The sequence below is a fragment of the Nocardia sp. CY41 genome (assembly GCF_009829325.1).
Classification (GTDB): domain Bacteria; phylum Actinomycetota; class Actinomycetes; order Mycobacteriales; family Mycobacteriaceae; genus Nocardia.
In genome coordinates this window covers 1-22697 of the sequence record NZ_VUOS01000047.1, presented here as the reverse complement: position 1 = coordinate 22697, position 22697 = coordinate 1, and the positions used below count along the sequence as shown (strand labels likewise).

Sequence of the window (22697 nt, the reverse complement as noted above, 5' to 3'; positions counted from 1 at the left end):
CACCAGTACCGCCGCCTGGCCACCCGCTGGGAACGACGCACCGACATCCACCAAGGATTCCTCGACCTCGCCGCCGCCCTCATCTGCTGGCGAAGACTCCGCAACCGAACCTGATAGGAGCTCTAAGCGGTCTGGTTGGCCGGCTTGACGATCGACGGCACACCGGCGATGAATGTGGGCGCATATTTCTTAGAAGGTCGAGCGTGGCGAATTGGGGCGCAAGACCGGTCAAGGGTTCTTCACCTGGGAACCGGTGGAAGGATAGGCATTACTTCGAACGACAGCGCCGTCACCACCACCCACATCGCCGACGGCTTGGCCACCATCACGCTCTCGCGTGCCGCGCTCTCGAACGCCCTCGACATTGTGACCAAGCTCGACGTGTTCCAGGCAGTACACCGCATTGCTGGCGACGCGGCGGTACGCGCGGTGCTCCTGAACGCCGAAGGTAAGAACTTCTGTGTCGGCCAAGACCTCGCCGAACATGTCGAGGCGTTGCACGCCGATCCGGCGGCGGCGATGGAAACCGATGGTATACAGTATAATCCGCTCGTCCAGGCGTTGTCGGAACTCTCGGTTCCCGTCGTCGTTGCTTTTCGGGGCGCATGTGTGGGAGGGGGACTGGGGATAGCGCTGGCCGGAGATATCCGAGTGGTCGACACCGGCGTCAAGTTCGCGACGGCTTTTCACCGGTATTCGTGCGGGGCAAGCGAGGGCTCAATCATTCATGTCGGGTCGCTGCACGCCGCCGACGACGAGATGGTGTTGCGGCACGCGCGTTATGTATACCCGGCGCAATGAACGAGTGAGTCTCTGGGTGGTGCCATCGAATTCGATCCTCGCGTCGAGCCCGTTGGAAAAGGACCCGTATTTCACGCCGACATTCCCGACAACGTTCCGCACATGTGAAGGCAGAGACCATGGTCGATCACGACAACGCCTTCAGCGGGCCTGATCGGTGACGACCACAACGGACAGCGGGCCTTCGGTACGAGCTTCGACGACCCGCTGGCGGGCGTTCGACACCACCGTTCCTGACGAAGTCGATCTGCCCGCGCTCGCACACTACCGTCGGATGCTCGAAGACGACGCCCTGATCTCGGCACAGCGTTTCGCCAAAAGGAGCCCGCGGGCACCCGAATTGGAGGAGGAGGTCGCGCTGGCCCATATCGGGCTAGACCTGCTCGGAGAGGCACGCCTGCTATTAGCCCGCGCCGCGGCGGCGGATCCGTCGATCGTCTTACAAATCTCCGAATTCTCTCCCGATGCCCAGCGAAGACGCCTTCGCTTTCTCCCGCGGCGAGGAGCAGTTCCGTTTGTGTGCGACTGGTCGAGGTCAGCAACGGCGACTTCGCCCGCACTATTGTCCGAATACTCGTGTTCTCGACCTGGCGCCTGGCGTTGTTCGAGAATGTGCGCGATTCCTGTGACCCAGTACTGGCGGCAGTGGCGCACAAGGGCTTCAAGGAACTGACCTACCACCGTGACTACGCGGCACGCTGGGTCGTGACACTGGGCTGCGGCACGACGGAGTCGCGGCGCCGGATGGGGGCGATCGAATTCATCTGGCCATTCATCCCTGAGCTGTTCGTCTGCACCGACACAGAACGGTGTTGGCCGCTGTTGGTGTAGGGGTCGATCCGAGCACAGCACGCGCGAAATTCGACTACGTACTGGTCCAGGTGTTGCACGCGGCTGAACTCCGCCCACCGCACCGGGGCGCTATCGGAACGGTCGGAGGTCGCTCAGGCCGCCACGGCGTATACACTGAAGCACTGGGCTGCTGCTCACCGAAATGCAGAGCGTCGCCCGCGCCCACCCAGACGGGAAGTGGTGACCATGTCCGCGCCGGCCCGGGCGAGGGTCCGCGAGCTGGTCGATTCCGTGCTCGATCCGGAGATGCCGATTCTCACCCTCGCCGACCTGGGCATCGTGCGTCGCGTCGAGGTCACTGACGACAATCGCGTGATCGTGACGATCACGCCGACCTAGCCAGGTTCAACTCGTCGAGGACTTCAGGCCGGACACCATCACGGTCACGCCTTCCCGCATGCTGACAATCCTCGACGCCATGATCGCGAAAGGCGTCAATTCTCCACAACTTCGCTGCGGGTGCGTGTGTTCGGCGCCAAGCCATGGACCGAACAGCTGCGAACCGAATTCGAGGAGGTACTCGCGATCGGCGCCGTCGGTATCTACGGCCTGTCGGAGGTCGTCGGCGTGGCCATGGAATTCGCCGATACCAAGGATGGTCTGCACATCTGGGAAGACCATCTTTGTTAGTTTGGACTCCAGCGGCAGGTACGAGATCATCATGCCCAGATCCTTGCGCATTTCACAGCCAGTGCCGCCTCGGAAGTAAACCCCAGCAGCGACTGGGGCACCGCCAAGCTGACCAAGTTCCGAGCCGGTCAGCGCCGCGGCCGTTAAGTCAGAGGGTGTCCAGATCGTCAGCACGCAATGATCTCCGACGTCCTCACCCACGGGCGGGCATCACCAGGACTTCGAACTTTGACCTTGTCTCATGTCGCGGATTTCGCCTTGTCAGTTTCCTTGAAGCACGTGAGCGTGGCGGCAAGTGTCAGGAAGCCCACGAAGCGGGTTCCTTTGCGGTCGTGGCGGAGATTGAGTCGGTGGTAGCCAGTCAGCCACGAGATGGTGAGCCCGATCACCCAGCGGTGGCGGACCCACCGCCGCAGCTCGGGTTGGTCGTGGGCTTTGTCGGCGTGCAGTTTCCCCGGCCGGAGCCGCCACTACCGCGGCTGACCGCACTGCGGGATCGCCTTGAAATGTGATAAGAACTTCTGTCTGGATCCAGTGGTTGCGCTTTTCCGCCCCCGATCTCTCCTGTCCGCAAAGTCCGGCGAGGGTTAAGCCAACCAGCCACTGCCTTCCAATCGGCGGACATCATGCGAGAGGTGGTCGGTTCCGGGCAGTCCGTGGGTCGGGGTCGGTCTCTGTCCATTCCGGATACGAGCGCTTCAAAATCTTTGTTTTTCCCTAGTGATCATGTTTTCATCGATATTGAACTTCAAGTTGCTCGTCGTCGTTCGGTCGGCCGTATCGTCATTCGTGCGCCGGCGCGCTGGTGTCAGCTGATCTTGCGACCGCCGCATTCTGAGCACTGAACAGCTCTCGCCAATCTGCTGGCCAATTCGCCGCGGCTACGATCATCACGATAATCAAGAACAGCGGTGCCATCAGACTCGCGTTGATTGGGACGTGCATGACGATCTGATTCGTAACCGCACCCGTAAGTACCAGGACGAGAGCTCCTGCAGCCCAGAATCGGGTGCGTCGGCTTGGAATCATGAGAAGCAGAGCGCAGATCAGCTCGATGCCGCCGACGACGAATCGGAACCAGTGAGGCCAGCCGAGCTGCACGAACTTGACTCCGTACGCCGGTGTGAACTTGGGTACGGCGGCGGCCAGGAGAAAGATGGCTAAGGCCGAGTACCGGAGGATCTGCGATTTCCGCCAGATATGAGTCGCATTCATTTTCGTTCTCTTTTGGTAATGGTGAGATATGTGTTGTCGATCCGCGATAGTAGAAGGCGAATCTGATAGCAGTGTCCCTACGCATCGTCTACGATAGGCGTCTCCATCATTCCGAGGCCGGTTATCTCCATACGGACCACGTCGCCGTCGGTCAAAAATACTGGAGGATTCTGGAATGCTCCGCATCCTGTAGTTGTCCCGGTCAGGATGATGTCACCTGGGGCCAGCTCGATCACTTTGCTGATATCTTCGATGAGATGCGGGATATCGACAATCATCTCGTCACTTTTGCCGTCTTGCCGTAGCTCGTCGTTCACCCAGCAACGCAGGCGGAGGCTATGCGGGTCAGGCACCTCGTCTTTCGTTGCGATCCACGGGCCTAGCGGCGCTCCGGTTGGAATCCCCTTGGCTCGAGTCATCTGCGCAAACATGGGGCTCAAGTGGACGTCTTTAAAGGCCAAATCTCGGGCTGTCACATCATTAGCGATGACATATCCGGCGACATGCTCATACGCCGATTCGGCTGTTATGTTCCGACCGCCGCGGCCTATGACCACTCCGATTTCTGTCTCGTAATCCAGTTGGTTGGACTCCCGCGGTTTGAGAAGTGGATCGTTCGGACCTATCACAGTGTTGGACGGTTTAAATATGAGGATCGGCTCGCTCGGGGAAGGCGCGTTCTTTTGACCGAAAGCCTCGTCGACATGTGACTGATAATTGCCTCCGGCGACAATTATCTTTTCTGGCTTGGTTACCGGCGGTCCGATCCGGACATCAGACACGTCGATCCACGGAACCGTGATCGTATCCAGAGCTTCTTCAATACATGGCTGCAAGATGTCGAGAAACGCCAGAAGAACATTCGTTTCGAGCTGGACGCGACCGAGGGCCGGCAGTATAGCGTCGAGAGGTGCTATACCGCGGTCTGGTACGAAGATCCCTGGGCGCTCTGAATTGCGATGGCCATAGCTTACGATCTTCATTGAATTCTTTCTGTGCTGGACATTATGGATCAGGGCTTTTGCGATCTCTGCTCGGTTCCGGCCCGGCATTCGCGATATCGTCGTCGACTTCACTGGACACTCCGTTGTGTCTGCCGTGTCGGCATGTACTCAGGTCATCCCTGATGAGATGTCGTTGGGCTACTCACATCACTCCGTCCGAAGGTGGACGGAATTCGCGGAATCTTCGTTGATTCCACTCGGCACTCCATTGTGCCTTGTTTGCCAGATTTGAGGTCGGCTGAGATCTGTGTGGGTTTCATTCGAAGTACTCCATTCCAATGCGACCCGCGTAGCCGATTCCATCGAGGGCGTCGACTACTTTTCGGAAATCGACTGTTCCGGTTCCAGGTTTACCTCGACCTGGCGAATCCGCGACCTGAACATGGCAGATCAGATCGCGATTGTCGGCGATGGCCTCGGTGGCGCTGATTCGAGATGTGGCGAGGTGATAGGTGTCAAGTAGTAGTCCGACGTTCGGTGTGTTTACGCGCGCATTGACCGTGCGGATCAGCTCTCTGGCGGTATGCAGCGATGTGACTCTATAGCTTGGGTTTTCGCGTGGGTTCAACATCTCGACCAGCACCTTCCCGTCATGTGATCCCACCCGCTCTGCTATATGCGCGAGCCGGTCGAGTGCGCGGTCATCGGAATCGCCTTTGTCGGCGTTGGAGTTCCCCCACGGCACGTTGACGAGCCGGCATCCGGTAAAGCTCATGATATCCGTCAACGACGCAAGTGATTCTTTGATCCGTTGATCCGCTCCGGCAAGAGAGAGCAATCCCCGATCGCCATCTTCATAGCTGCCTGCATCCATATTGATCATCTCAAGTTGGACCCCGACGCTCATGTGCGCACGACTGAATTCTCGAATCCGCTTTGGGGTTGGAATTTCCTTGTCGAACGGCCACCAACTCTCGACGTGAGAGTATCCGGCGATGGCCGCAGCGGTAGGACGTTCGAGCACAGGAAGCCGTCGGTAGATAGTAGAGGTGTTCGCAGAACACACGTAGGAATAGAATTTCATCTCAACAGCTCCTCAATGATGCCGGACAACTGTTGGATGCTGTCGCGCCCGGATGCCACCCAGGCAACGATGCCGTCCGGACGTACCAACGCGGCGGCGTTTCCGGACAGGACCGAAGGGCCGCATTCAGCCAAGGCGATTCCTTGGGAAGCGGTGACGCTTTGCCAGTGATGTGGGTCGTGCGTGACAAGCGTAAAGCGGTTTTCCGCGAAGGAGAGGACACTGGATGCCCAGCGCTCGTCGACCCGTATCGTAGCTTCCGGGAATCGGTGACCGGTCCGTGCGACGAGCAGGGGACTGCCGCCTTCAGGGCGAACGGGCGCGACAACAGTACCCTCGGTGTAGCCGAAGCCAAGGTCTTGATCGAGTGCTTCGACGTGACTGCGCTGCTCTTCGATCAGCCGATGCAATCGCTCCTTGTCGTCTGCACGGATTGCGTCACCGACTTGCCGAATGCGTGCGCCGTTTCGTACGCTCCATTCGGCGTTGCTCCAGGCAATGCCTGCTCGTTCCACTTCGTAGCTGTCCAACAACGATTCACTGGCGCGACCTTGTAGGACATGGGCAAGTTTCCACGCAAGATTGTGGACATCTTGTATACCGGTGTTCATCCCGAAACCGCCGGTCGGAGGGAACGAGTGTGCCGCGTCCCCAGCCAAAAAGACCCGATCACGACGCCAACACTCGGCCACTTGGGCGCTGATTCGCCATACCGCGATGTCGATGACGTGTGGCTGCACGTCTAGCCCGACGGCCTTCGTGATAACGAGTTCAGCGGCTTCTTCGTCCAGCGGTTCCGGTCGATTTTCGCCTGGTGACATCACCATGGTAATCCAGCGGTGGTGGCCGTCGACCGAGGCGACGGAGGCAGGTTGCCCTGCCCTGTCGCCAGTGAAGAACTGGATACATTGACGACCGCCAACCCATTTCTGCAGGTCGCCTTGCCAGTAGATGCTATGGCCGTATCCCAGGACGGGTTGGCCTTCCATGCGGATGCCAAGGGCGTGCCGGATTGTGCTGGCAACGCCGTCGGCGCCGATGACGTAATCTCCGTCGATCTCCTCACCGTTGGCGCACTGCACTGTTGCGCGATAGTCGTGGTTTGTGACGTCGGTGACTGTCGTTCCCGTTCTGATCTCCACGTTATGGCGCCGGGACGCGGCGTCGTACAGCACTTCGTGAACCCGGTCCTGAGAGGTTCGACACGTGAAGGCTGGGCTGAGCCGAGACAGTTCGGCGTCCATCGGCGGTGTTCGTGCGATCTCTTGTCCGATGATCGAGTCGCAGTATATGAATCGGGTGGCCTCTGGCGGCAATGCGCTACGGCGAATCTGCTCCGTGAGGCCGAGTTGCGCGAAGAGTTCCATCGTTCGCATCCGGATGCCTCGGGCCTTGGGGTGGGTGCTTAGTTGATGCTCTCGCTCGAGCACGGTCGTACGGATACCAGCACGGCTGAGGAAAAGAGCGGCTGTCAGTCCGACCGGGCCTCCGCCGACGACGATCACATGTGGTTCACGCATGGCTGTTGCCGCCCTTTCGTACCTGATCGCCTATGGGAGAGGTGATGATCTGCAGGAGGCACGCCGGGTCGTTCTCACCGAGACCACACTCGGCGGCGTCGGCGAACAGCGTGCGCGCCGCTTCGAAGATCCGATTGCTAGAGTGTGTTTCGCGAAGTTTGTCTGCAACGAGTTGCTGCACCTCGACCAAGCCGTCGATTGTCACGCCCGTGCTGGTGAGGGCCTCGCCGTCGAGCTGCCGCACGGTACGTTCGAGCATGGCGCTAGCGGCCCAGCCCTGCATCAGTATCGGAGCCGCGACGGAACGAGACAAGCCTGATCTCTCGACGAGTGCAAGTGCCTCGGCTGCGGCGGCCAAGTGGACGGTTACGAGAAGTTGGTTGACAAGTTTGACTACGAGTCCGTGGGTTACGGTGCCGACGTGTGTGAGGTGGGACGTGTAGGCCCGCAGCAGTGCCTGAGCCTGCCGCAACGCCGATTCGTCACCACCGGCCATCGCCGTCAGCCGCCCGCTCGCTGCGCCGACAGGGCCACCGCTGACTGGAATAGCCAGAAAGCGTGCGTACCTACTCGATGCTTCGGCCTCGATCAGTTCGGCGGTTCTGGGCGCGAAAGTACCGTGCTCGATGAAGATTTGGCCCGCTTTGGCGGCGCTCAGCAGTCCGGCTGGGCCGCGGTAGACCAGATCCACCGCGTTGGAATCACGCAGGCAGGTCACGACGATCGAGCACCGTTGGGCGACCTCGGCTGGTGTTTCGGCCCAGGACGCACCGGCCTGCACCACCGAGGATGCGTTGGCGCGGGTGCGGTTGTGAACGGTGACCGAGTAGCCGAGCTGCAGCAACCGCTGTGCGATCGCTGAGCCCATCGCTCCCGTACCGACGAATCCGATTGACGACTCAATCATTGTCGGCTCGCAGGAAATCGAAATCGCAGCCCTGGTCGGCCTGCAAGACAGATTGTCGATACAGGTGGTCGTAGCCTCTTGCCTTCTTTCGCAATGGGCTCGGCCGACGGGATCGCTCACGCAGCTCGCGCTCATCGACGAGCAGATCGAGCCCCAGCCGGTCCACATCGAGCGCGATCAGATCACCGTCACGAACCAGCGCGAGGGGTCCGCCGACTTCGGATTCGGGAGAGACGTGGAGGACCACCGTGCCGGTCGCCGTCCCGCTCATTCGCGCGTCGGATATCCGCACCATGTCGGTGACCCCTTTGTCGAGCAATCGGGTAGGAATCGGGAGATGGCCTACTTCCGGCATGCCCGGGCCGCCCAGGGGTCCCGCGCCACGCAGGACGAGTACCGAGTCGGCCTCGACCAGCACATCCGGGTCGTCGATTCGAGCACGCAAGTCTTCGACACCGTCGAAGACAACAGCGGGTCCGACGTGACGGCACAATCCTGGCGTGGCCGCGCTCGCTTTCAACAGGGCGCCTCGTGGTGCGAGCGAACCGGTCAAGACGGCCAGCGTTCCAGGCGCTCCCTTCGGGTCGTCCAGCGATGTCAAGCACTTCGACGACTCGCTCATCGGACGAGTGGACTCGTGCCAAGGTCGGCCATCGCCGGCAAAGGCGGACAGATCCTGTAGCGGCGCCATCACGCCCATCAGTGCGGGCACCCCCCCGTCGGCTTGAAGATCGTGGAGAAACATATGTCCCGATGGCTTGACATCGGCCAGGAAGGGGGTCTGGGCGCTGAGACGTCGCATGTCTTCGATGTCGATTCCGAGACCGAGGCGGCCCGCTATCGCCTGCAGGTGTAGCACTGCATTCGTCGAGCCGCCGACTGCGCAGATCATGCGGAATGCGTTCTCGAGCGCAGCGGGGGTGATGAACTGGCTTGGTGTGATTCCACGTTGAACGTGGGCGACTGCGCGTGCGCCGGTTGCCTCGGCGATTGCCGCGCGCGCCGGGGAATCGGCTGGGAGGAGGGCGCTGCCGGGTAGCGACATACCGAGCACTTCGGCCACGACGGCCATGGTTATCGCCGTGCCCATGACGTTGCAGGTCCCGACGCCGCAGCTGAGACATGCTTCCAATTCGGCCCAGGACGTGTCGTTGAGCTCCCCGGTGCGGCGCTTGTCGAGCAGTGGCCACAGGTCGTCGATGCTCATGTCCGCGCCAGCCCACCGAGACAACGGTCGAGGACCGGCGGCTAGGCCGATGGCGGGCTTGCCGGCGCTTACTGCGCCCATGATCTGAGCCGGAAGGGTCTTGTCGCAGCCTCCGAGTAGGACGACGCCATCAATGGGGCTGGAGGAGATCATCTCCTCGGTGTCCATAGCAAGTAGATTGCGAAGATACATAGACGACGGACGGGTGAACGCCTCGCCTATAGAGATCGTAGGAAACTCCAGCGGTATGCCTCCCGCCGCGATCACACCACGTTTGACGTGAGCAGCAATGTCACGCAATCCGCCGTTACAAGGGTTGAGTTCACTCCAGGTATTAGCGATGCCGATGACGGGACGGTCACCGATCAGCTCACTCGGTACGCCTGCGCCGCGCAACAGACCCCGTGTTATCAGGGCATCGGCTCCGTCGCCGGTCATCAATTCACCCCCGGCGCGCTGAATCCCTTCCTGGGACATCTGACCTACCGTCCTAAAACGTTGCTCGTAAAAAGGATGTTGCGCGACTTCCATGGCCACCAAGGCGGCCGGGATCACTCGCAGCCGAAATGACAACATGAGAGAGGTGACACTGTCTCTGGTTATGTGGCGCTGAGCGTCTGCAATTTCTTGTACACCACGTCCTACTTCGAATAAATAGGATTCAGTTGATTCGCGACGGCCATTGCTTCAAGTGGCCGTCCACATGCATCGGCAACTTGACGTGTCACGGAGCCCGATGCGGGGCGTGCGGCGTTCGGCGGGTGCGGCTCGACAATTTGGCGTCCGTACATCAACGCGCGCGCGCGATCGGATGCTGAGGCCGAACGCCCCGCTTGGGTATGCTCAAAGCCTACCGCAGCACTGACTTTGAGTCAAACTCAATGTGCTGCGGATTCTTCCTGCGGGGGCTGGGGAAGCCATGGGGCTGCTGTTGAGATCATCGTGGCCTGGGCAAACGTGAGCCTTTGCCCGGCCGCAGCCAGATTCACGGTACTGATCGGTTGTCACCACGTTGACCCGGCACCCCATCGGGTTGCCGGGTCAACCGCCGGGCTACTCACGCCGACGCGGCAGATCCATCCAGGCCGGGTGCCTGCATGGACTTGTCGGGAGCCGCGTGTGCCAGCTCCAGTTCGTTGATCTCATCGAGGGTCTTGTTGAACATCTGGACCAGTACCTCGATGAGGGCTTCTCGATCGAGAATCGCGGGTTGCGCGAGCCAGCGTGCGATCATTTCATCGATGTACGCCATCCAGCCTTGAATCAGTAACTGTGTCACCGGGCCGTAATTTTCGATCTTCGCCAATTCGAGTAGATACAGGGCTCCGTCCCACCGCACCTCATCGAAGACTTCATGGATGCTGGGATCCAGCCCAAGGCTCCCTCGTACCGGGCCGAGTAAATAGGCGCGTTCCTCAAAATATTCGATGTGTTGATGAAGCAGTCTTCGTACCGCCTCATCGCACGGAAGACTGTCAGGGACCGCGTGAACAGTTTTCATCTCTTCGGCGATCGACCGAATAACCGCGATATAGAGGCCGCGCTTGTTCTTGAAGTAGTGAAATGGAAGTCCATGAGCCACACCTGCAGTGTCGGCGATGTCGCTGATCAGGACTTCGTCGTAGGGGAGACGACCGAACGCTTCGCGGCCGGCCGCTACTACACGATCCCGTCGTGTCGGCGGCTTGGCTTGGGGGGCGGCGGGCATATGACCACGATAGCTGGTCGGCGTCGAGTGCCCGGCGACCGAGCTCACCGTCCCAGGATGACATTGACTGCGCGCTACGATTTTGGTTCTCGGCATCGTCTGGATGTGATTCCCACCGTGCAGCGACGTGGCCAATCAGGCCGGCCGAGGACGCCACCGCCCTCGTTCGACTCGGAGAGATCGCGCCAGTAGCCTGGCGCCACGTCATCGAGCAGGCATTCCGCGTCCACTGTCGTGAGCCCGGCGGAGTCCACGGAATACACTTCGAGCGCTAGCCCGGCACGTGCTTGCGCCGATCGGACGGCCTCTGTCCATGCAGTCCGTTCCCCGGCGTCTAGGATGGCCCATCGACCCGTGACGAGGTCGATCGTCGACAGCCGTCGTCCTCAACTGGTGCGCAGACGCGCGTGCGGGGCTCGCGCACCCGGGCGCGCCGACGTGTGTTACTCGGTGATCGCCGACTGCCGGATCGGGGCGCGGTCGTCTACTACTGTGGCACTGGCATACTGGTGGCCGAACTGCTGTCCGAGAGAATGGAATTCCTCCCGCAATTCGGAGATGCCAGCCGCGGCGGCGGAATGGAGCACGCCCCCTCCGGAGCGGCCAGTAAGGCCGGTGTGTCCGGGTTGGTCAGCGCCGCCGCGGCTTGTTGCTGGCGGTCGGCGCTTAGCATGGACTACTCTGCGTTGAAGGTGGCTACTGGACGACGTTCGAGGTCGTATATGTCGAGCAGTGAGTCCCTTGCCCGGTCGGTGCAAACATGAGCGAGCTTCCAGGCCAGGTTGTGGGCGTCCTGGATCCCGCTGTTCATCCCCAAGCCGCCTATCGGTGGGAATGAGTGGGCGGCGTCACCGACCAGGAGGTGTTCGACCAGTGACCTGTGCCTCCGGGTCTTGGTGCGATTCGTTCATGAACATTGAGACGACCGTCAGATCGTCCGGCAGCTGCGGACCCCACTCCGCCAGCCCTGACACGACCTGGGCGGCGTCGTCGACGGTGTAGCGAGACTGGATCACAGTGAAGAGGGGGTGCGGGCACTGCCTGGAACGTCGCCTCGACGACAATTCCGGAATTTCCACCGCCGCCCCGCAAGGCCCACATCAGTTTCGGGGTCTTGTCATCGTCGGCGTCGACCACTTCCCCGTACGCCGTCCTGATACGAGGGGCGATCAGCGAGTCGCACAGAACGCCGGACTTGCGAAGGGTGTGTTCAATGCCTCCCCGCAGCGCGGCCCCGATAACCGATGGCCCGCTCGGAACAGCCTCAACCAAAGCCCAGCCGCATCCAGGGCCGCGGCCCGTTGACCTGCGCGTACTCCTGCCCTGGCGCAGACCTGAGCGGAGGCGCGGTCGACGTCGATGGAAGACAATCGCGCGAGTGAAACGACGATCCCGCCCGCGACCGTACCCAGACCGCCTACCGAGTAGCCCCCGCCGCGCACCGCGACAGGAACTCCGAGGTCGGCAGCGTGTCGCACTACCGCTTGCACCGATGATTGAAAAGCGCACTCCACGTGAGATCGGTTCAACGCTGTCGAGGAGCAGATTCGCAACCAACTTCGCCGCCTCGAAGCCCTGGCCGCGGGGTGTAAGGACTGTCTCGCCTGTCGTCGTTCGCAGACTTCTGACGAGATCTTCGACCGTGTGGCCAGCCAAGTCGACCTCCTGTGTTGAGTGGGTCACACGCTACGCAATTTTGAGTCAAAGTCAATCTCGGTGTTGACTTTCACTCAAAACGGCGGTTGGCTATCGCCATCAGACCCACAGGTCCGCTTCGCGCGGACCCCGAAGCACATGGGACCGGTGCGCAAATGCCCCCTTCTTCAACCGTCGATGTAGACGTGCTCGTCATCGGTGCTGGGCCTGTCGGCCTCAGCGCAGCCCTCCAACTCGGCCGGTCCGGGGCCAAGACTCTTGTTGTCGACCGACACGCTGAACTTGCGCACCACCCCAAAGCGGTGGGAATTCACGCCCGCACTATGGAGATCTTCCGACAGTGGGGGATCGCGCACCGGATCCGTGGGGTGAGTCTTCCGCTCGAGCGGTGTCTCGGGTTCGCGTGGGTGACCAGGATGAACGGCATCGAACTCGGCAAGATCATGCTGGCCGAGGATGCGGAGCGCATCGCCGACTATGCCGCACAAAGCCCCGAACCACCCTGTTTCGCTCCGCAGGACCTTGTGGAGCCGATTCTGCGTGACGCCGCGCTGGAGTGTCCTTCGGTAGAGATTCGCATGTCGACCGAAGTCACCGATGTCACCCAAGACGCCGATGGCGTCACAGTTTCGCTCGGCGACGGCGCCGGCGCAGTCCGGGCCAGGTACGTTGTCGCCGCTGATGGGGCCCGCAGCTTCGTGCGAAGCGCTCTCGGCTTCGGGGAGGTTGCGAGCCGTCCACACGGCGAATCCGTGAACGTCTACTTCCGGGCCGATCTCGATGAGGTGGTTGCAGGCCGTCCATACCTGCTGTGGTGGGTGGTCAACCGAGACATCCAGGGCGCGTTCTGCCCCACCACCACCGATGGACGGTGGATCTTCAACTTCGAGCGAGATCCGGAAAGACCCGACGGCTACTTCGATGAAGCACTGTGCACGCAATTGATTCGATCCGGCACCGGCGTGGCGGATCTGCAAGTCGAAATCCTGAGCATCCTGCGATGGAAGCATGAGCAGGCTGTCGCCGAACGATGGCGGATCGGGCGGGTGATACTTGTCGGCGACGCGGCGCACCGATTCCCGCCACATGGTGGTTTCGGGATGAACAGTGGCATCCAGGACGCCGTAAACCTCAGTTGGAAATTGGCATCGGTCGTCCTTGGTCGCGCCGACGACGCTCTGCTCGACACCTATCCAGCAGAACGGAAACCAGTCGCGCAATACAACGCCGAACAGGCTGAAATCAACACCTCCAGGATGGCCGAAACCGGTTGGCTGATGTCCGACACCACGACGATCGACATCATCGAAGAGCCAGCAGGTGAGGCCGTGAGACAAGCCATCGCCGACGCGATACCTAAACAGCGCGAACAGTTCTACTCCCAAGGCCAGCAGTTCGGTCACGTGTACTCCAGTGCCGCAGTCATAGATGATGGGACTCCGCAGCCGCGCTCCACGGTCTCGAAATATGTGCCGACAACCCATCCCGGTGCACGGTTCCCGCACCTCTGGTTCACTGACCGGGCCGGCGAAACAGTATCGACTATCGACCTTGTCGGCCGAGATTTCGTTTTGTTCGCCGGAGCGCGAGGGCAGCAATGGATCTTGGCAGCGAAGAAGGCCGCGGCTGCCCGCGGCGTCGGCATGGCCTGTTACGTGATCGGGACGGATCCGGATCTCGACTTGCTCGTCAGCCCCGAGCAATTCGAGCTTCTCGAGATCGAGCCGGACGGGGCCGTCCTCGTCCGACCGGATGCCCATGTCGCATACCGCGCGAAGAGGTCTGTGCCGAGTGCCGCCGCTGTCATGGACGACGTGCTGACAGCACTGCTTTCTCGGAAGTAAGGAAGGTCGCTCGATGACCTCGACTACAACATCGATACGGCCGCTTCTACACGGGTATGTACGGGACGAATTGGTGAAAGATCCGAAAGGCTGGGACGAACACATCGCCCGCGTAGCGGCCTCGACCGGATACGATCTGGCCGTAGTATTTCACGAGCCCGCATATAACGACGCGATCGTTCCGATCGGTTTCCTCGAGCTACTCGACGCGCTGCGGCGAGCAGACGCGCACCTGGTCGCCATACCTTTTGGACATTTGAGCGGACTACCGGTCCCATCCGACTGTCTAGTCGATATGTTGCGTTCTCGGGCCGCAGCGGAGGTCTGGGAGTTGGCGCAGTGACCTGCAGATACGGGGGTCAACAGATTCAAACCTCGGGCGCGAGACCACCGCATCCGAGATGCATCGATAAGAGAGGGTTTCGTTGCTCGCTGGCTTGCTGCGCCTTGCACGATGCTCGAGCCAGGAGTGCGCTCCGCTCAGAAGATTTCACCGTTGTTGACGACCTGGGATGGTGTGTGCGGCAGATACGTCTACATCCGGTGGATCCGACATTTTATGATCGTGAGAACACCGAAATCATGAGAGCTCACTGCTTTCGGTGGCGAATTCAGGGGAATCTCGGGAGTCACAGTTGACCATCAAAGAACCATTGCGCGTACGTCAGTTCGAGAAATTTCTCCCTGCCGCCAGTCCGGTGCAATATCTCGACGTTGAGGGTAATCCGGCCGATAGTGACGCCCGCTATCCTCGACCCACTGATGATCGGCTTGTCGCAATGTACCGGAACATGGTGCGCGGCAGACGCTTCGATCAGCAGTCAACTGCTCTCACCAAGCAGGGTCGACTCGCGGTGTACCCGTCCGCGCGCGGCCAGGAAGCTTGTCAGGTTTCGGCAGCGATGTGTCTTCGAGATACCGACTGGCTGTTTCCGACCTATAGGGACTCCATGGCTCTAGCGACGCGCGGCATTCCGGCGGCGGAGATCCTCGGTATGCTCGCTGGCGACTGGCACTGTGGCTACGACCCGGTCGCACATCGCACCGCACCCCAATGCACACCGTTGGCTACGCAACTGCTGCACGCTGCTGGGTTGGCATATGCGGAGCAGCGACGCGGACGAGAAACCGTCGTCCTGGCACTCTGTGGTGACGGTGCCACGAGTGAGGGCGATTTTCACGAAGCGCTCAACTTCGCTGCGGTCTTTCACGCGCCAGTGGTTTTTCTCGTGCAGAACAATGGTTTCGCGATCAGCGTGCCTCTCGCACGGCAAACTGTCGCCCCGTCGCTGGCGCACAAGGGTGTCGGATACGGAATCGGCTCGGAGCAGGTCGACGGCAACGATCCCGTCGCGATGATGGGCATCCTCGACGAAGCTGTGCACTTCGCCCGTGAGGGCAACGGTCCCGTGCTCGTGGAAGCTCATACTTACCGGCTCGATTCGCATACCAATGCCGACGATGCCTCCCGCTATCGGGACTCCGCCGAGGTCGAAGACTGGCTGGCGCGCGATCCCATTGCCCGACTGCGGACATATCTACGCCGGGAGAACCGGATCGACGACGACTTCGAGGCGCAACTCAATGCAGAGGCAGAAACCCAGGCGGCCGCACTGCGCGCCGAAATGAACATCGAACGAGCTACCGATCCAACCGAACTGTTTCGCTATGTATTCGCCGAACCGACACCACAGTTACGTGAGCAGCTGGCGGACGTCGAGGCCGAGTTGGCAGCCGAGTCCGAGGAGATCGACCGATGACCATGCTCTCCATGGCCCAAGCTTTGAATTTGGCACTCCGCGACGCATTGACCGCCGATGACAACGTCGTCGTTTTCGGCGAGGACGTCGGAACCCTCGGCGGCGTGTTCCGCGTCACAGACAGGCTGACGAAAGATTTCGGCGAAGCTCGTTGCTTCGATACGCCACTGGCCGAGTCGGGCATTGTCGGTTTTGCAGTGGGCATGACGATGGCTGGATTTCGCCCAGTGGTCGAGATGCAGTTCGATGCGTTCGCTTATCCAGCCTTCGAACAGGTGGTGTCGCACGTCGCGAAGATTCGGAATCGCACGAGGGGCAAGCTGTCGGTGCCTATGGTCATTCGGATTCCATATGCCGGCGGCATCGGCGGTGTCGAGCACCACTGTGACTCCAGTGAGGCGTATTACGCCCATACCCCCGGATTGAAGGTTGTGGCTCCGGCTAATGTCGCCGACGCCTATTCGCTACTTCGCGCGGCCATCGACGACCCCGATCCGGTGATCTTCCTCGAGCCCAAGCGACTGTACTTTTCCCGGGCGGACGTGGAACCAATCGCAGAGAGGCGTCTCGGCGGCGCCGCCGTACGCCGCAGCGGTCGCGACGTCACCGTGGTGGCATACGGCCCCTCAGTGGACGTGGCGCTGGAAGCCGCCGAAGCCGCAGCTTCGGAAGGACGGGATCTCGAAGTCATCGACCTCCGTAGCATTGTGCCGCTCGACGACCGAACCATCACCGAGTCTGTTCGAAAGACCGGACGCTGTCTTGTCATTCACGAGGCGCAGACCTTTGCCGGTGTAGGCGCCGAGATCGCTGCCCGGGTGCAGGAACGATGCTTCCATTATCTCGAGGCACCGGTCCTGCGAGTGGGTGGATTCGACATCCCCTACCCTGCACCGAAACTTGAGCGAATTCACCTGCCCAGCGTCGACCGCATTCTCGACAGTATCGATCGATTGCAATGGAATGACGGGCCGGACACCCGTTGGGCGGTGGGCGCATGAACGACCAGGTCTTCCGGCTGCCCGATCTTGGCGAAGGCCTGACCGAAGCCGACATTCTTCAGTGGTGCGTCGCGGTGGGTGACACCGTGAGTATCGACCAGATTGTTGCCGAAGTTGAGACAGCCAAAGCGGCGGTAGAGGTGCCGGTGCCATTCGAAGGCACAGTTGTCGAACTCCATGGAAATGTCGGGGACACGCTCGAGGTCGGTAGTCCCTTGATTACCGTTCGCGGCGTCGATTCGGCCGGCGAGCCCGAGACCGGGACATCGGTGGCGCATGAAAGGTATCGAGAAGAAGAACGAGCAGGGTCGGGTAACGTCCTCATCGGCTACGGCACCGGTCACGCCACGCCACGCCGTCGAAGGCGCGTCAACCAGCGCAGCTCTTCTGCACCGGTTCTGCTTGACACCAAGGATCCTGCCGGCTCGGCGCAGTCTCGGCAGCGGCCCGATTCGCCCTCGGCTCTACGAGAAATCGCAGCCTCGCCGCCGAAGGTCATCTCTCCGTTGGTGCGCGCCATTGGACTCCGCAAAGGCCTCGACCTGAGCGCGATCAACGGCAGCGGGCCCGGTGGAGTTATCATCCGTGCCGACGTCGAGCGAGCCCAACCGTCGACCGTGCGAATGAGCTCGGACACGTATGAAGCCCAGGCGGAACGTTTACCCCTCAAGGGACTTCGGAAAGCTGTCGCCGACAAACTCAGCGTCAGCCGCCGCGAAATCCCCGATGCCACGACATGGGTGGACGTCGACGCAAGCGAGCTACTGGAGGCTCGACACGTAGTCAATGCCGCGCTCCCAAACGACCTACAGGTCAGCCTTCTTGCGCTGCTCAGCCGTCTGGCACTGGTCGCCCTCGCGAGCTACCCGGAGCTCAACGCTTCCATCGATACCGAACGCAGTGAGATTATTCGGCATCCGCACGTGAATCTTGGCGTCGCAGTGCAGGCTTCACGAGGCCTACTGGTTCCAGTGGTGGAAGCCGCGAATCTGCTGAACACTGTCGAGTTGGCTCAGCAACTACGCGCTACGGTTGCGGCGGCCCGGGAAGGCAAACTTCCGCCGAGCCGGTTGCGTGGGGGAACCTTCACACTCAACAACTACGGCGTGTTCGGCGTCGACGGTTCAACGCCGATCATCAACCACCCAGAAGCGGCGATACTCGGCGTCGGCCGGATCATCGATCGCCCATGGGTCGTGGACGGTCGCGTTGCGACCCGGAAGCTGACGCAGATTTCGCTCACCTTCGACCACAGAATCTGTGACGGCGGCGTTGCGGGAGGCTTTCTTCGTCTCTTCGGTGACTACATCGAAAATCCCGTCGCGGTCCTTGGGAGGCTGTGAATGAGTGCTACCGAAAGCGACGTTGTGATTCTCGGCGGCGGGTCGGGTGGCTACGCGTGCGCACTGCGAGCTGCCCAGCTCGGATTGTCGGTGACCCTCATCGAGGCCGACAAGATCGGCGGAACCTGCCTGCACCGAGGTTGTGTGCCAACCAAGGCTCTGCTGCGTGCCGCTGAGGTGGCCGAGACCACACGAGCAGCCGCATCGTTCGGCGTCCAAGCCGCATACAGCGGGATCGACATGGCCGGAGTCCATAGCTACAAGAACAGCATCGTGCAACGCCTGCACACGGGACTGCGCGGTCTCCTCTCAAACAAGAACATCACGATCGTCAACGGACTCGGCACCTATGTCGGCGAACGTACCGTGGTCGTGGAAAACATCCCTTATACCGGCAAAGCAATGGTGCTCGCGACAGGTTCGACTCCACGCCTCCTCGAAGGATTTGAGCTCGGCGCGCGCATCGTCACCAGCGATCAGGCCTTGGAAATAAACTTCGTCCCCCAGTCCGCCATCGTTCTGGGTGGTGGCGTGATCGGCGTCGAATTCGCCAGTCTCTGGCGTTCTTTCGGCGCTGAGGTAACGATTGTCGAAGCCCTCCCGCGCTTGTTGGCGGCTGAGGATTCATGGAGTTCCAGGCAACTCGAAAAGGCGTTGCGCGCTCGTGGCGTCGCAGTCCGTGTGGCAACCCGTATATCGGCGGCAAAGCAGGTCGGTGAACAGGTATTCGTGGACCTTGCCGGTGGGGACACATTGGTTGCCGACGTACTACTGGCCGCAGTCGGCCGCACCCCGAACATCAGTGGTTTCGCCAACACGGAGATCACGATCGAGAACGGCTGCGTCGTCACCGATGGACACCTGCGCACCACCGCACCCGACGTCTACGCCGTTGGCGATCTAGTCGCAGGACCCCAGCTCGCGCACCGCGGATTTCAGCATGGACTCTACGTTGCCGAGCGCATCGCCGGCCTGGAACCGACACCTGTCCCTGATCATCTAATTCCTAGAGTTGTGTATTCGCACCCAGAAGTTGCCTCAGTTGGGTTCACCGAGCAGGAGGCGCGCGGACGCCACAGCCAAATAGTGACGGCTACTTACGATCTCGCTGGCAATGCGAAGAGCCAGATTCTCAAGACTTCCGGAGGCGTCAAGGTCATACGTGCCGGAACGGCCGGACCCGTCGTCGGCGTCCACCTGGTCGGCGACCGCATCGGCGAATCCATCGGCGAAGCGCAACTGACAGTCGCTTGGGAAGCGCTTCCCACCGACGTCGCAACCTTTGTGCATGCACATCCCACGCAGAACGAGTCGCTCGGAGAAGTCATGCTGTCACTGGCCGGTCGGTCGTTGCACATCCATCGGTGATCGCAGAGCCCTCGCATCGAGCGACACCTCTGGTGGCAACTCAACCCGAAAGCCAACTTCTGTCCCAAAGACTCACCGCCAGCACAGCCGAACAACGCCGGCATGGCCGACCGACAACAAGCCGATTCGCATAGGAGAGACATGGACATCGACGTCCGGACACCCGAAAACACCGCCATCGTCCTCATCGACTACGTCAGCGGGTTTGCTCCCCTGATCGCCTCGCAGACCATCGCCGATAACACCGCCGGCGGACGTGCCCTTGCGCAGACTGCCGCGGCTTTCGACGTCCCCTTGATCGTCTCCGTCGGTCCGGAAAGAGACCCCCGTGGGGTGCTCTATCCTGAAATCGCCGAGGCTCTCGCGGGCCGCCCCCCACAGCATCGAGGCTTGACCTTCGATGCCTTCGAGGACGAAGAATTCTCCTCTGCTGTGCATGCAACCGGGCGGAGGCATCTGGTTGTCGCTGGGCTCATGACAGATGGATGCATCACGCACACCGTCCTGAGCGCATTGCGACGTGGATACGAAGTATCCATCGTCGCAGATGCGACAGCCAGCACAAGCGTGACAGCCCACGAAACGGCTATGGCACGCTTCGGTCAACTGGGCGTTACCCCGCGCACGTGGATGTCGCTTGCATCAGAATTTCAGAAATCGTACGCAAACACCGAGACCCTTGCGGCCTACCGTGAAATTCAAGCCAACCTCCCTGGCTACGCAATGCTCAACGCCACACTGGGCAACGCCCGCGAGATCTTCACGACAGCTGCCGCGAGTAACTCGGGAAGATGATTGATGTATCGGAAAGGCTCGGCGCGAGATTGTCACATGTCGCGATCTCGGCGTGGTTCTCATATTTCAGATCCAATCTGCTAGCACATCGGCACCGACCCTTCGGCTACTCGGGCAAGCCAGGCATTCCGACTTGCTGCTCACAAGCACGGAGAGATCCACAAAAGATAAGGAAATGACTATGAGTTCAACTGTGACCGACCATGAGGTCGTGGTCGTCGGAGGTGGGCCGGTCGGCCTCATGATGGCGATAGAACTCGGCCGCCGCGGAGTCGATGTATGTGTGATAGAACGCAGAATCAGTAGGCTTCGTCACCCGCGAGCCATCGGCCTCCATGCGCGAACTATGGAGATCATGCGCCAACTCGGTTGGGCAGAGGATGTCCGGAGGGTAGGCAACCTTCCCTTGGAGAAATGGTCGAGCTTCGGTTATATGACGCGACTGAACGCTCCCGATATCGGTGCGGTGGATCTACTCGCAGATCCTCTCCGAGTCGACCGGGCCTACTCGGAGTCGCCGGAGATGATCGCTTGGTGTGCACAGGACGTTTTCGAACCTCTCCTTGTCGAGAAAAGCGGCGAATTTCCATCGATAACGATTACGACGGGCGAGAAGATCACCGGCCTCGAACAATTCGACGATCACGTCGTCTTGAGTGCGGAAAGCGAAAGCGGTGAAGCGCGGAAGATATCGGCCAAGTATGCCATAGGTGCGGACGGAGCACACAGCACTATCCGCAGAGCGATTGAGGTGCAGGCGTCAGTTTCACCGACAAAAGGACATCAGCTCAACGCTTGCTTCGTCGCCGATCTCAGCCCATATCTGGGAGACCGGAACCACATCCTGTGGTGGATCATCAATCGAGACACGACAGGTGCCTTCTTGACATACGACGGGGACCGGCGGTGGGTTTACAGTTGGGGTTACGATCCCGACCAAGAGTCGATCGAGGATTACCCGCTGGAACGCTGCAGTGAGGTGATTCGAAAGGCAATCGGCGACGCGACCGCAAAGGTGGAGGTCGAGAGTGTATTCCCGTGGACAATCGACGGAGCGATTGCAGACACCTTCTGTATCGGACGAACATTTCTGGTCGGCGATGCAGCCCATCGGCTGCCACCCAGTGGCGGATTCGGAATGAACAGCGGCATCCAGGATGCGCAGAATCTGGCATGGAAGCTCGCGCTGGTGCTTCGCGGACACGCGGCAGAGAGCCTGCTGGACACTTATGACGAGGAGCGCCGTGCAGTCGCTTGGTTCAATCTCGAACAGGTGAACATCAACGTCGAGGCTTCGTCCAAGGTAGGGTGGGTCATGACCGACCCTGATCAATTAGCGCAGATCGAAGAGCCGTCCGGAGAGGCGGTGCGCCAGCAGATCGCAGATGCTATACCGCTGCAAGAGGACCAGTACTGGTCATACGGACAGCAATTCGGATTCTCATACGAGTCGGAAGCCGTTATCGCTGACGGAACGACACCCCCGGCGTCGACTGTCAGCGACTACAAACCAACCGCTACACCGGGTGCGCATGCACCGCATTTATGGCTTCGCGACACACTTGGAAACCGAATTTCCACTGTCGATCTGCTGCACAGTGATTTCGTCCTGCTGACAGCACCGGAAGGCGGAAGGTGGAGAGAAGAGTTGCGTGAGTTGGCGGCTGTCCCGGAGTTGCCTACCATTTCCTCCTACACAATCGGTGACGATGCCGATTTCTCCCTCGAAGATGGTCAGCAGTGGTTACAGCGTTACGGGATCTCCTCGACGGGAGCGGTGCTGGTTCGACCGGACGGACATGTTTGCTTCCGTGCACCCGACGACGCTGATCGGCTGGATTATTCACTCGGAAAAGCATTGAGCCAGTTGTTGCAGATCCCATTGCCACAATAAATGCGGGTAATGGCGGTGCTTGGTAACAGCCATGCGTCCTAAGAGCGCCTATCAGGTTCGGTTGCGGAGTCTTCGCCAGCAGATGAGGGCGGCGGCGAGGTCGAGGAATCCTTGGTGGATGTCGGTGCGTCGTTCCCAGCGGGTGGCCAGGCGGCGGTAGTGGTGTAG

Annotated in this window: 16 protein-coding genes and 5 pseudogenes; 12 read left to right on the top strand and 9 right to left on the bottom strand. The window is 60.6% G+C overall.

All coding sequences use genetic code 11. From position 1 onward, the window contains the following. Positions 1 to 168: 168 nt before the first annotated feature. The 5 pseudogenes from GVY64_RS34320 to GVY64_RS38290 form a co-directional block, all read left to right on the top strand. Positions 169 to 669: pseudogene (locus tag GVY64_RS34320) on the top strand (enoyl-CoA hydratase/isomerase family protein); the annotation flags it as partial. Positions 670 to 698: 29 nt separating this feature from the next. Then, positions 699 to 901, top strand: a pseudogene (locus tag GVY64_RS34315) (1,2-phenylacetyl-CoA epoxidase subunit PaaB); the annotation flags it as partial. Positions 902 to 920: 19 nt separating this feature from the next. Continuing rightward, positions 921 to 1837, top strand: a pseudogene (paaC, locus tag GVY64_RS34310) (1,2-phenylacetyl-CoA epoxidase subunit PaaC). Positions 1838 to 1839: 2 nt separating this feature from the next. Beyond that, positions 1840 to 1989: pseudogene (locus GVY64_RS34305) on the top strand (iron-sulfur cluster assembly protein); the annotation flags it as partial. A 4-nt stretch (positions 1990 to 1993) separates the two neighbouring features. Beyond that, positions 1994 to 2274 (top strand): annotated as a pseudogene (locus tag GVY64_RS38290) (phenylacetate--CoA ligase); the annotation flags it as partial. A gap of 792 nt (positions 2275 to 3066) precedes the next feature. Here the strand turns inward: GVY64_RS38290 and GVY64_RS34295 are convergent. The 9 genes from GVY64_RS34295 to GVY64_RS39275 all read right to left on the bottom strand — a co-directional run bounded on the left by GVY64_RS34295 (position 3067) and on the right by GVY64_RS39275 (position 12382). Beyond that, positions 3067 to 3498 (bottom strand): DoxX family protein, encoded by a 432-nt coding sequence (locus tag GVY64_RS34295; RefSeq protein WP_159850457.1) that lies wholly within the window; start codon positions 3496 to 3498, stop codon positions 3067 to 3069. Positions 3499 to 3575: 77 nt separating this feature from the next. Next, the gene (locus tag GVY64_RS34290; RefSeq protein WP_159850455.1) at positions 3576 to 4574 is read right to left on the bottom strand and encodes a fumarylacetoacetate hydrolase family protein; all 999 of its coding nucleotides are present in this window, start codon (positions 4572 to 4574) and stop codon (positions 3576 to 3578) included. A 184-nt stretch (positions 4575 to 4758) separates the two neighbouring features. Continuing rightward, complete coding sequence (locus GVY64_RS34285; protein WP_159850453.1) at positions 4759 to 5526, bottom strand: TIM barrel protein; 768 nt, start codon at positions 5524 to 5526, stop codon at positions 4759 to 4761. After that, positions 5523 to 7046 (bottom strand): FAD-dependent oxidoreductase, encoded by a 1524-nt coding sequence (locus GVY64_RS34280; RefSeq protein ID WP_159850451.1) that lies wholly within the window; start codon positions 7044 to 7046, stop codon positions 5523 to 5525. The genes GVY64_RS34285 and GVY64_RS34280 overlap by 4 nt, the downstream gene beginning before the upstream one ends. Further along, positions 7039 to 7953, bottom strand: a complete 915-nt coding sequence (locus tag GVY64_RS34275; RefSeq protein ID WP_268895704.1) for an NAD(P)-dependent oxidoreductase — start codon at positions 7951 to 7953, stop codon at positions 7039 to 7041. The genes GVY64_RS34280 and GVY64_RS34275 overlap by 8 nt, the downstream gene beginning before the upstream one ends. Beyond that, entirely contained in the window at positions 7946 to 9637 is a 1692-nt protein-coding gene (locus tag GVY64_RS34270; protein WP_159850447.1) for a dihydroxy-acid dehydratase, read from the bottom strand. The genes GVY64_RS34275 and GVY64_RS34270 overlap by 8 nt, the downstream gene beginning before the upstream one ends. Positions 9638 to 10217: 580 nt before the next feature. Continuing rightward, entirely contained in the window at positions 10218 to 10916 is a 699-nt protein-coding gene (locus tag GVY64_RS34265; RefSeq protein WP_159850445.1) for a TetR/AcrR family transcriptional regulator, read from the bottom strand. Positions 10917 to 11544: 628 nt separating this feature from the next. Continuing rightward, positions 11545 to 11727 carry an FAD-dependent monooxygenase gene (locus tag GVY64_RS34260; protein ID WP_268895705.1) on the bottom strand — a complete coding sequence of 61 codons (183 nt, stop codon included), beginning with the start codon at positions 11725 to 11727 and terminating at the stop codon, positions 11545 to 11547. A 310-nt stretch (positions 11728 to 12037) separates the two neighbouring features. After that, a complete protein-coding gene (locus tag GVY64_RS39275) occupies positions 12038 to 12382 on the bottom strand; it encodes an FAD-binding protein (RefSeq protein WP_159850443.1) in 345 nt (114 codons plus the stop codon). 297 nt (positions 12383 to 12679) lie between these two features. On the opposite strand from GVY64_RS39275, the gene GVY64_RS34250 reads away from it, so the two are divergent. From GVY64_RS34250 to GVY64_RS34220, 7 genes are all read left to right on the top strand, one after another. Further along, complete coding sequence (locus tag GVY64_RS34250) at positions 12680 to 14368, top strand: FAD-dependent oxidoreductase (protein WP_236567472.1); 1689 nt, start codon at positions 12680 to 12682, stop codon at positions 14366 to 14368. A 635-nt stretch (positions 14369 to 15003) separates the two neighbouring features. After that, complete coding sequence (pdhA, locus tag GVY64_RS34245) at positions 15004 to 16128, top strand: pyruvate dehydrogenase (acetyl-transferring) E1 component subunit alpha (RefSeq protein ID WP_159850439.1); 1125 nt, start codon at positions 15004 to 15006, stop codon at positions 16126 to 16128. Continuing rightward, positions 16125 to 17129 carry an alpha-ketoacid dehydrogenase subunit beta gene (locus GVY64_RS34240; RefSeq protein ID WP_159850437.1) on the top strand — a complete coding sequence of 335 codons (1005 nt, stop codon included), beginning with the start codon at positions 16125 to 16127 and terminating at the stop codon, positions 17127 to 17129. Before pdhA ends, GVY64_RS34240 begins: the two co-directional genes overlap by 4 nt. Further along, positions 17126 to 18472, top strand: a complete 1347-nt coding sequence (locus tag GVY64_RS34235; protein WP_159850435.1) for a dihydrolipoamide acetyltransferase family protein — start codon at positions 17126 to 17128, stop codon at positions 18470 to 18472. Before GVY64_RS34240 ends, GVY64_RS34235 begins: the two co-directional genes overlap by 4 nt. Continuing rightward, positions 18473 to 19840 carry a dihydrolipoyl dehydrogenase gene (gene lpdA / locus GVY64_RS34230; protein ID WP_159850433.1) on the top strand — a complete coding sequence of 456 codons (1368 nt, stop codon included), beginning with the start codon at positions 18473 to 18475 and terminating at the stop codon, positions 19838 to 19840. A 141-nt stretch (positions 19841 to 19981) separates the two neighbouring features. Next, positions 19982 to 20635 carry an isochorismatase family protein gene (locus GVY64_RS34225; protein WP_159850431.1) on the top strand — a complete coding sequence of 218 codons (654 nt, stop codon included), beginning with the start codon at positions 19982 to 19984 and terminating at the stop codon, positions 20633 to 20635. A gap of 181 nt (positions 20636 to 20816) precedes the next feature. Further along, complete coding sequence (locus GVY64_RS34220) at positions 20817 to 22529, top strand: FAD-dependent monooxygenase (RefSeq protein WP_159850429.1); 1713 nt, start codon at positions 20817 to 20819, stop codon at positions 22527 to 22529. Positions 22530 to 22697 lie beyond the last annotated feature (168 nt).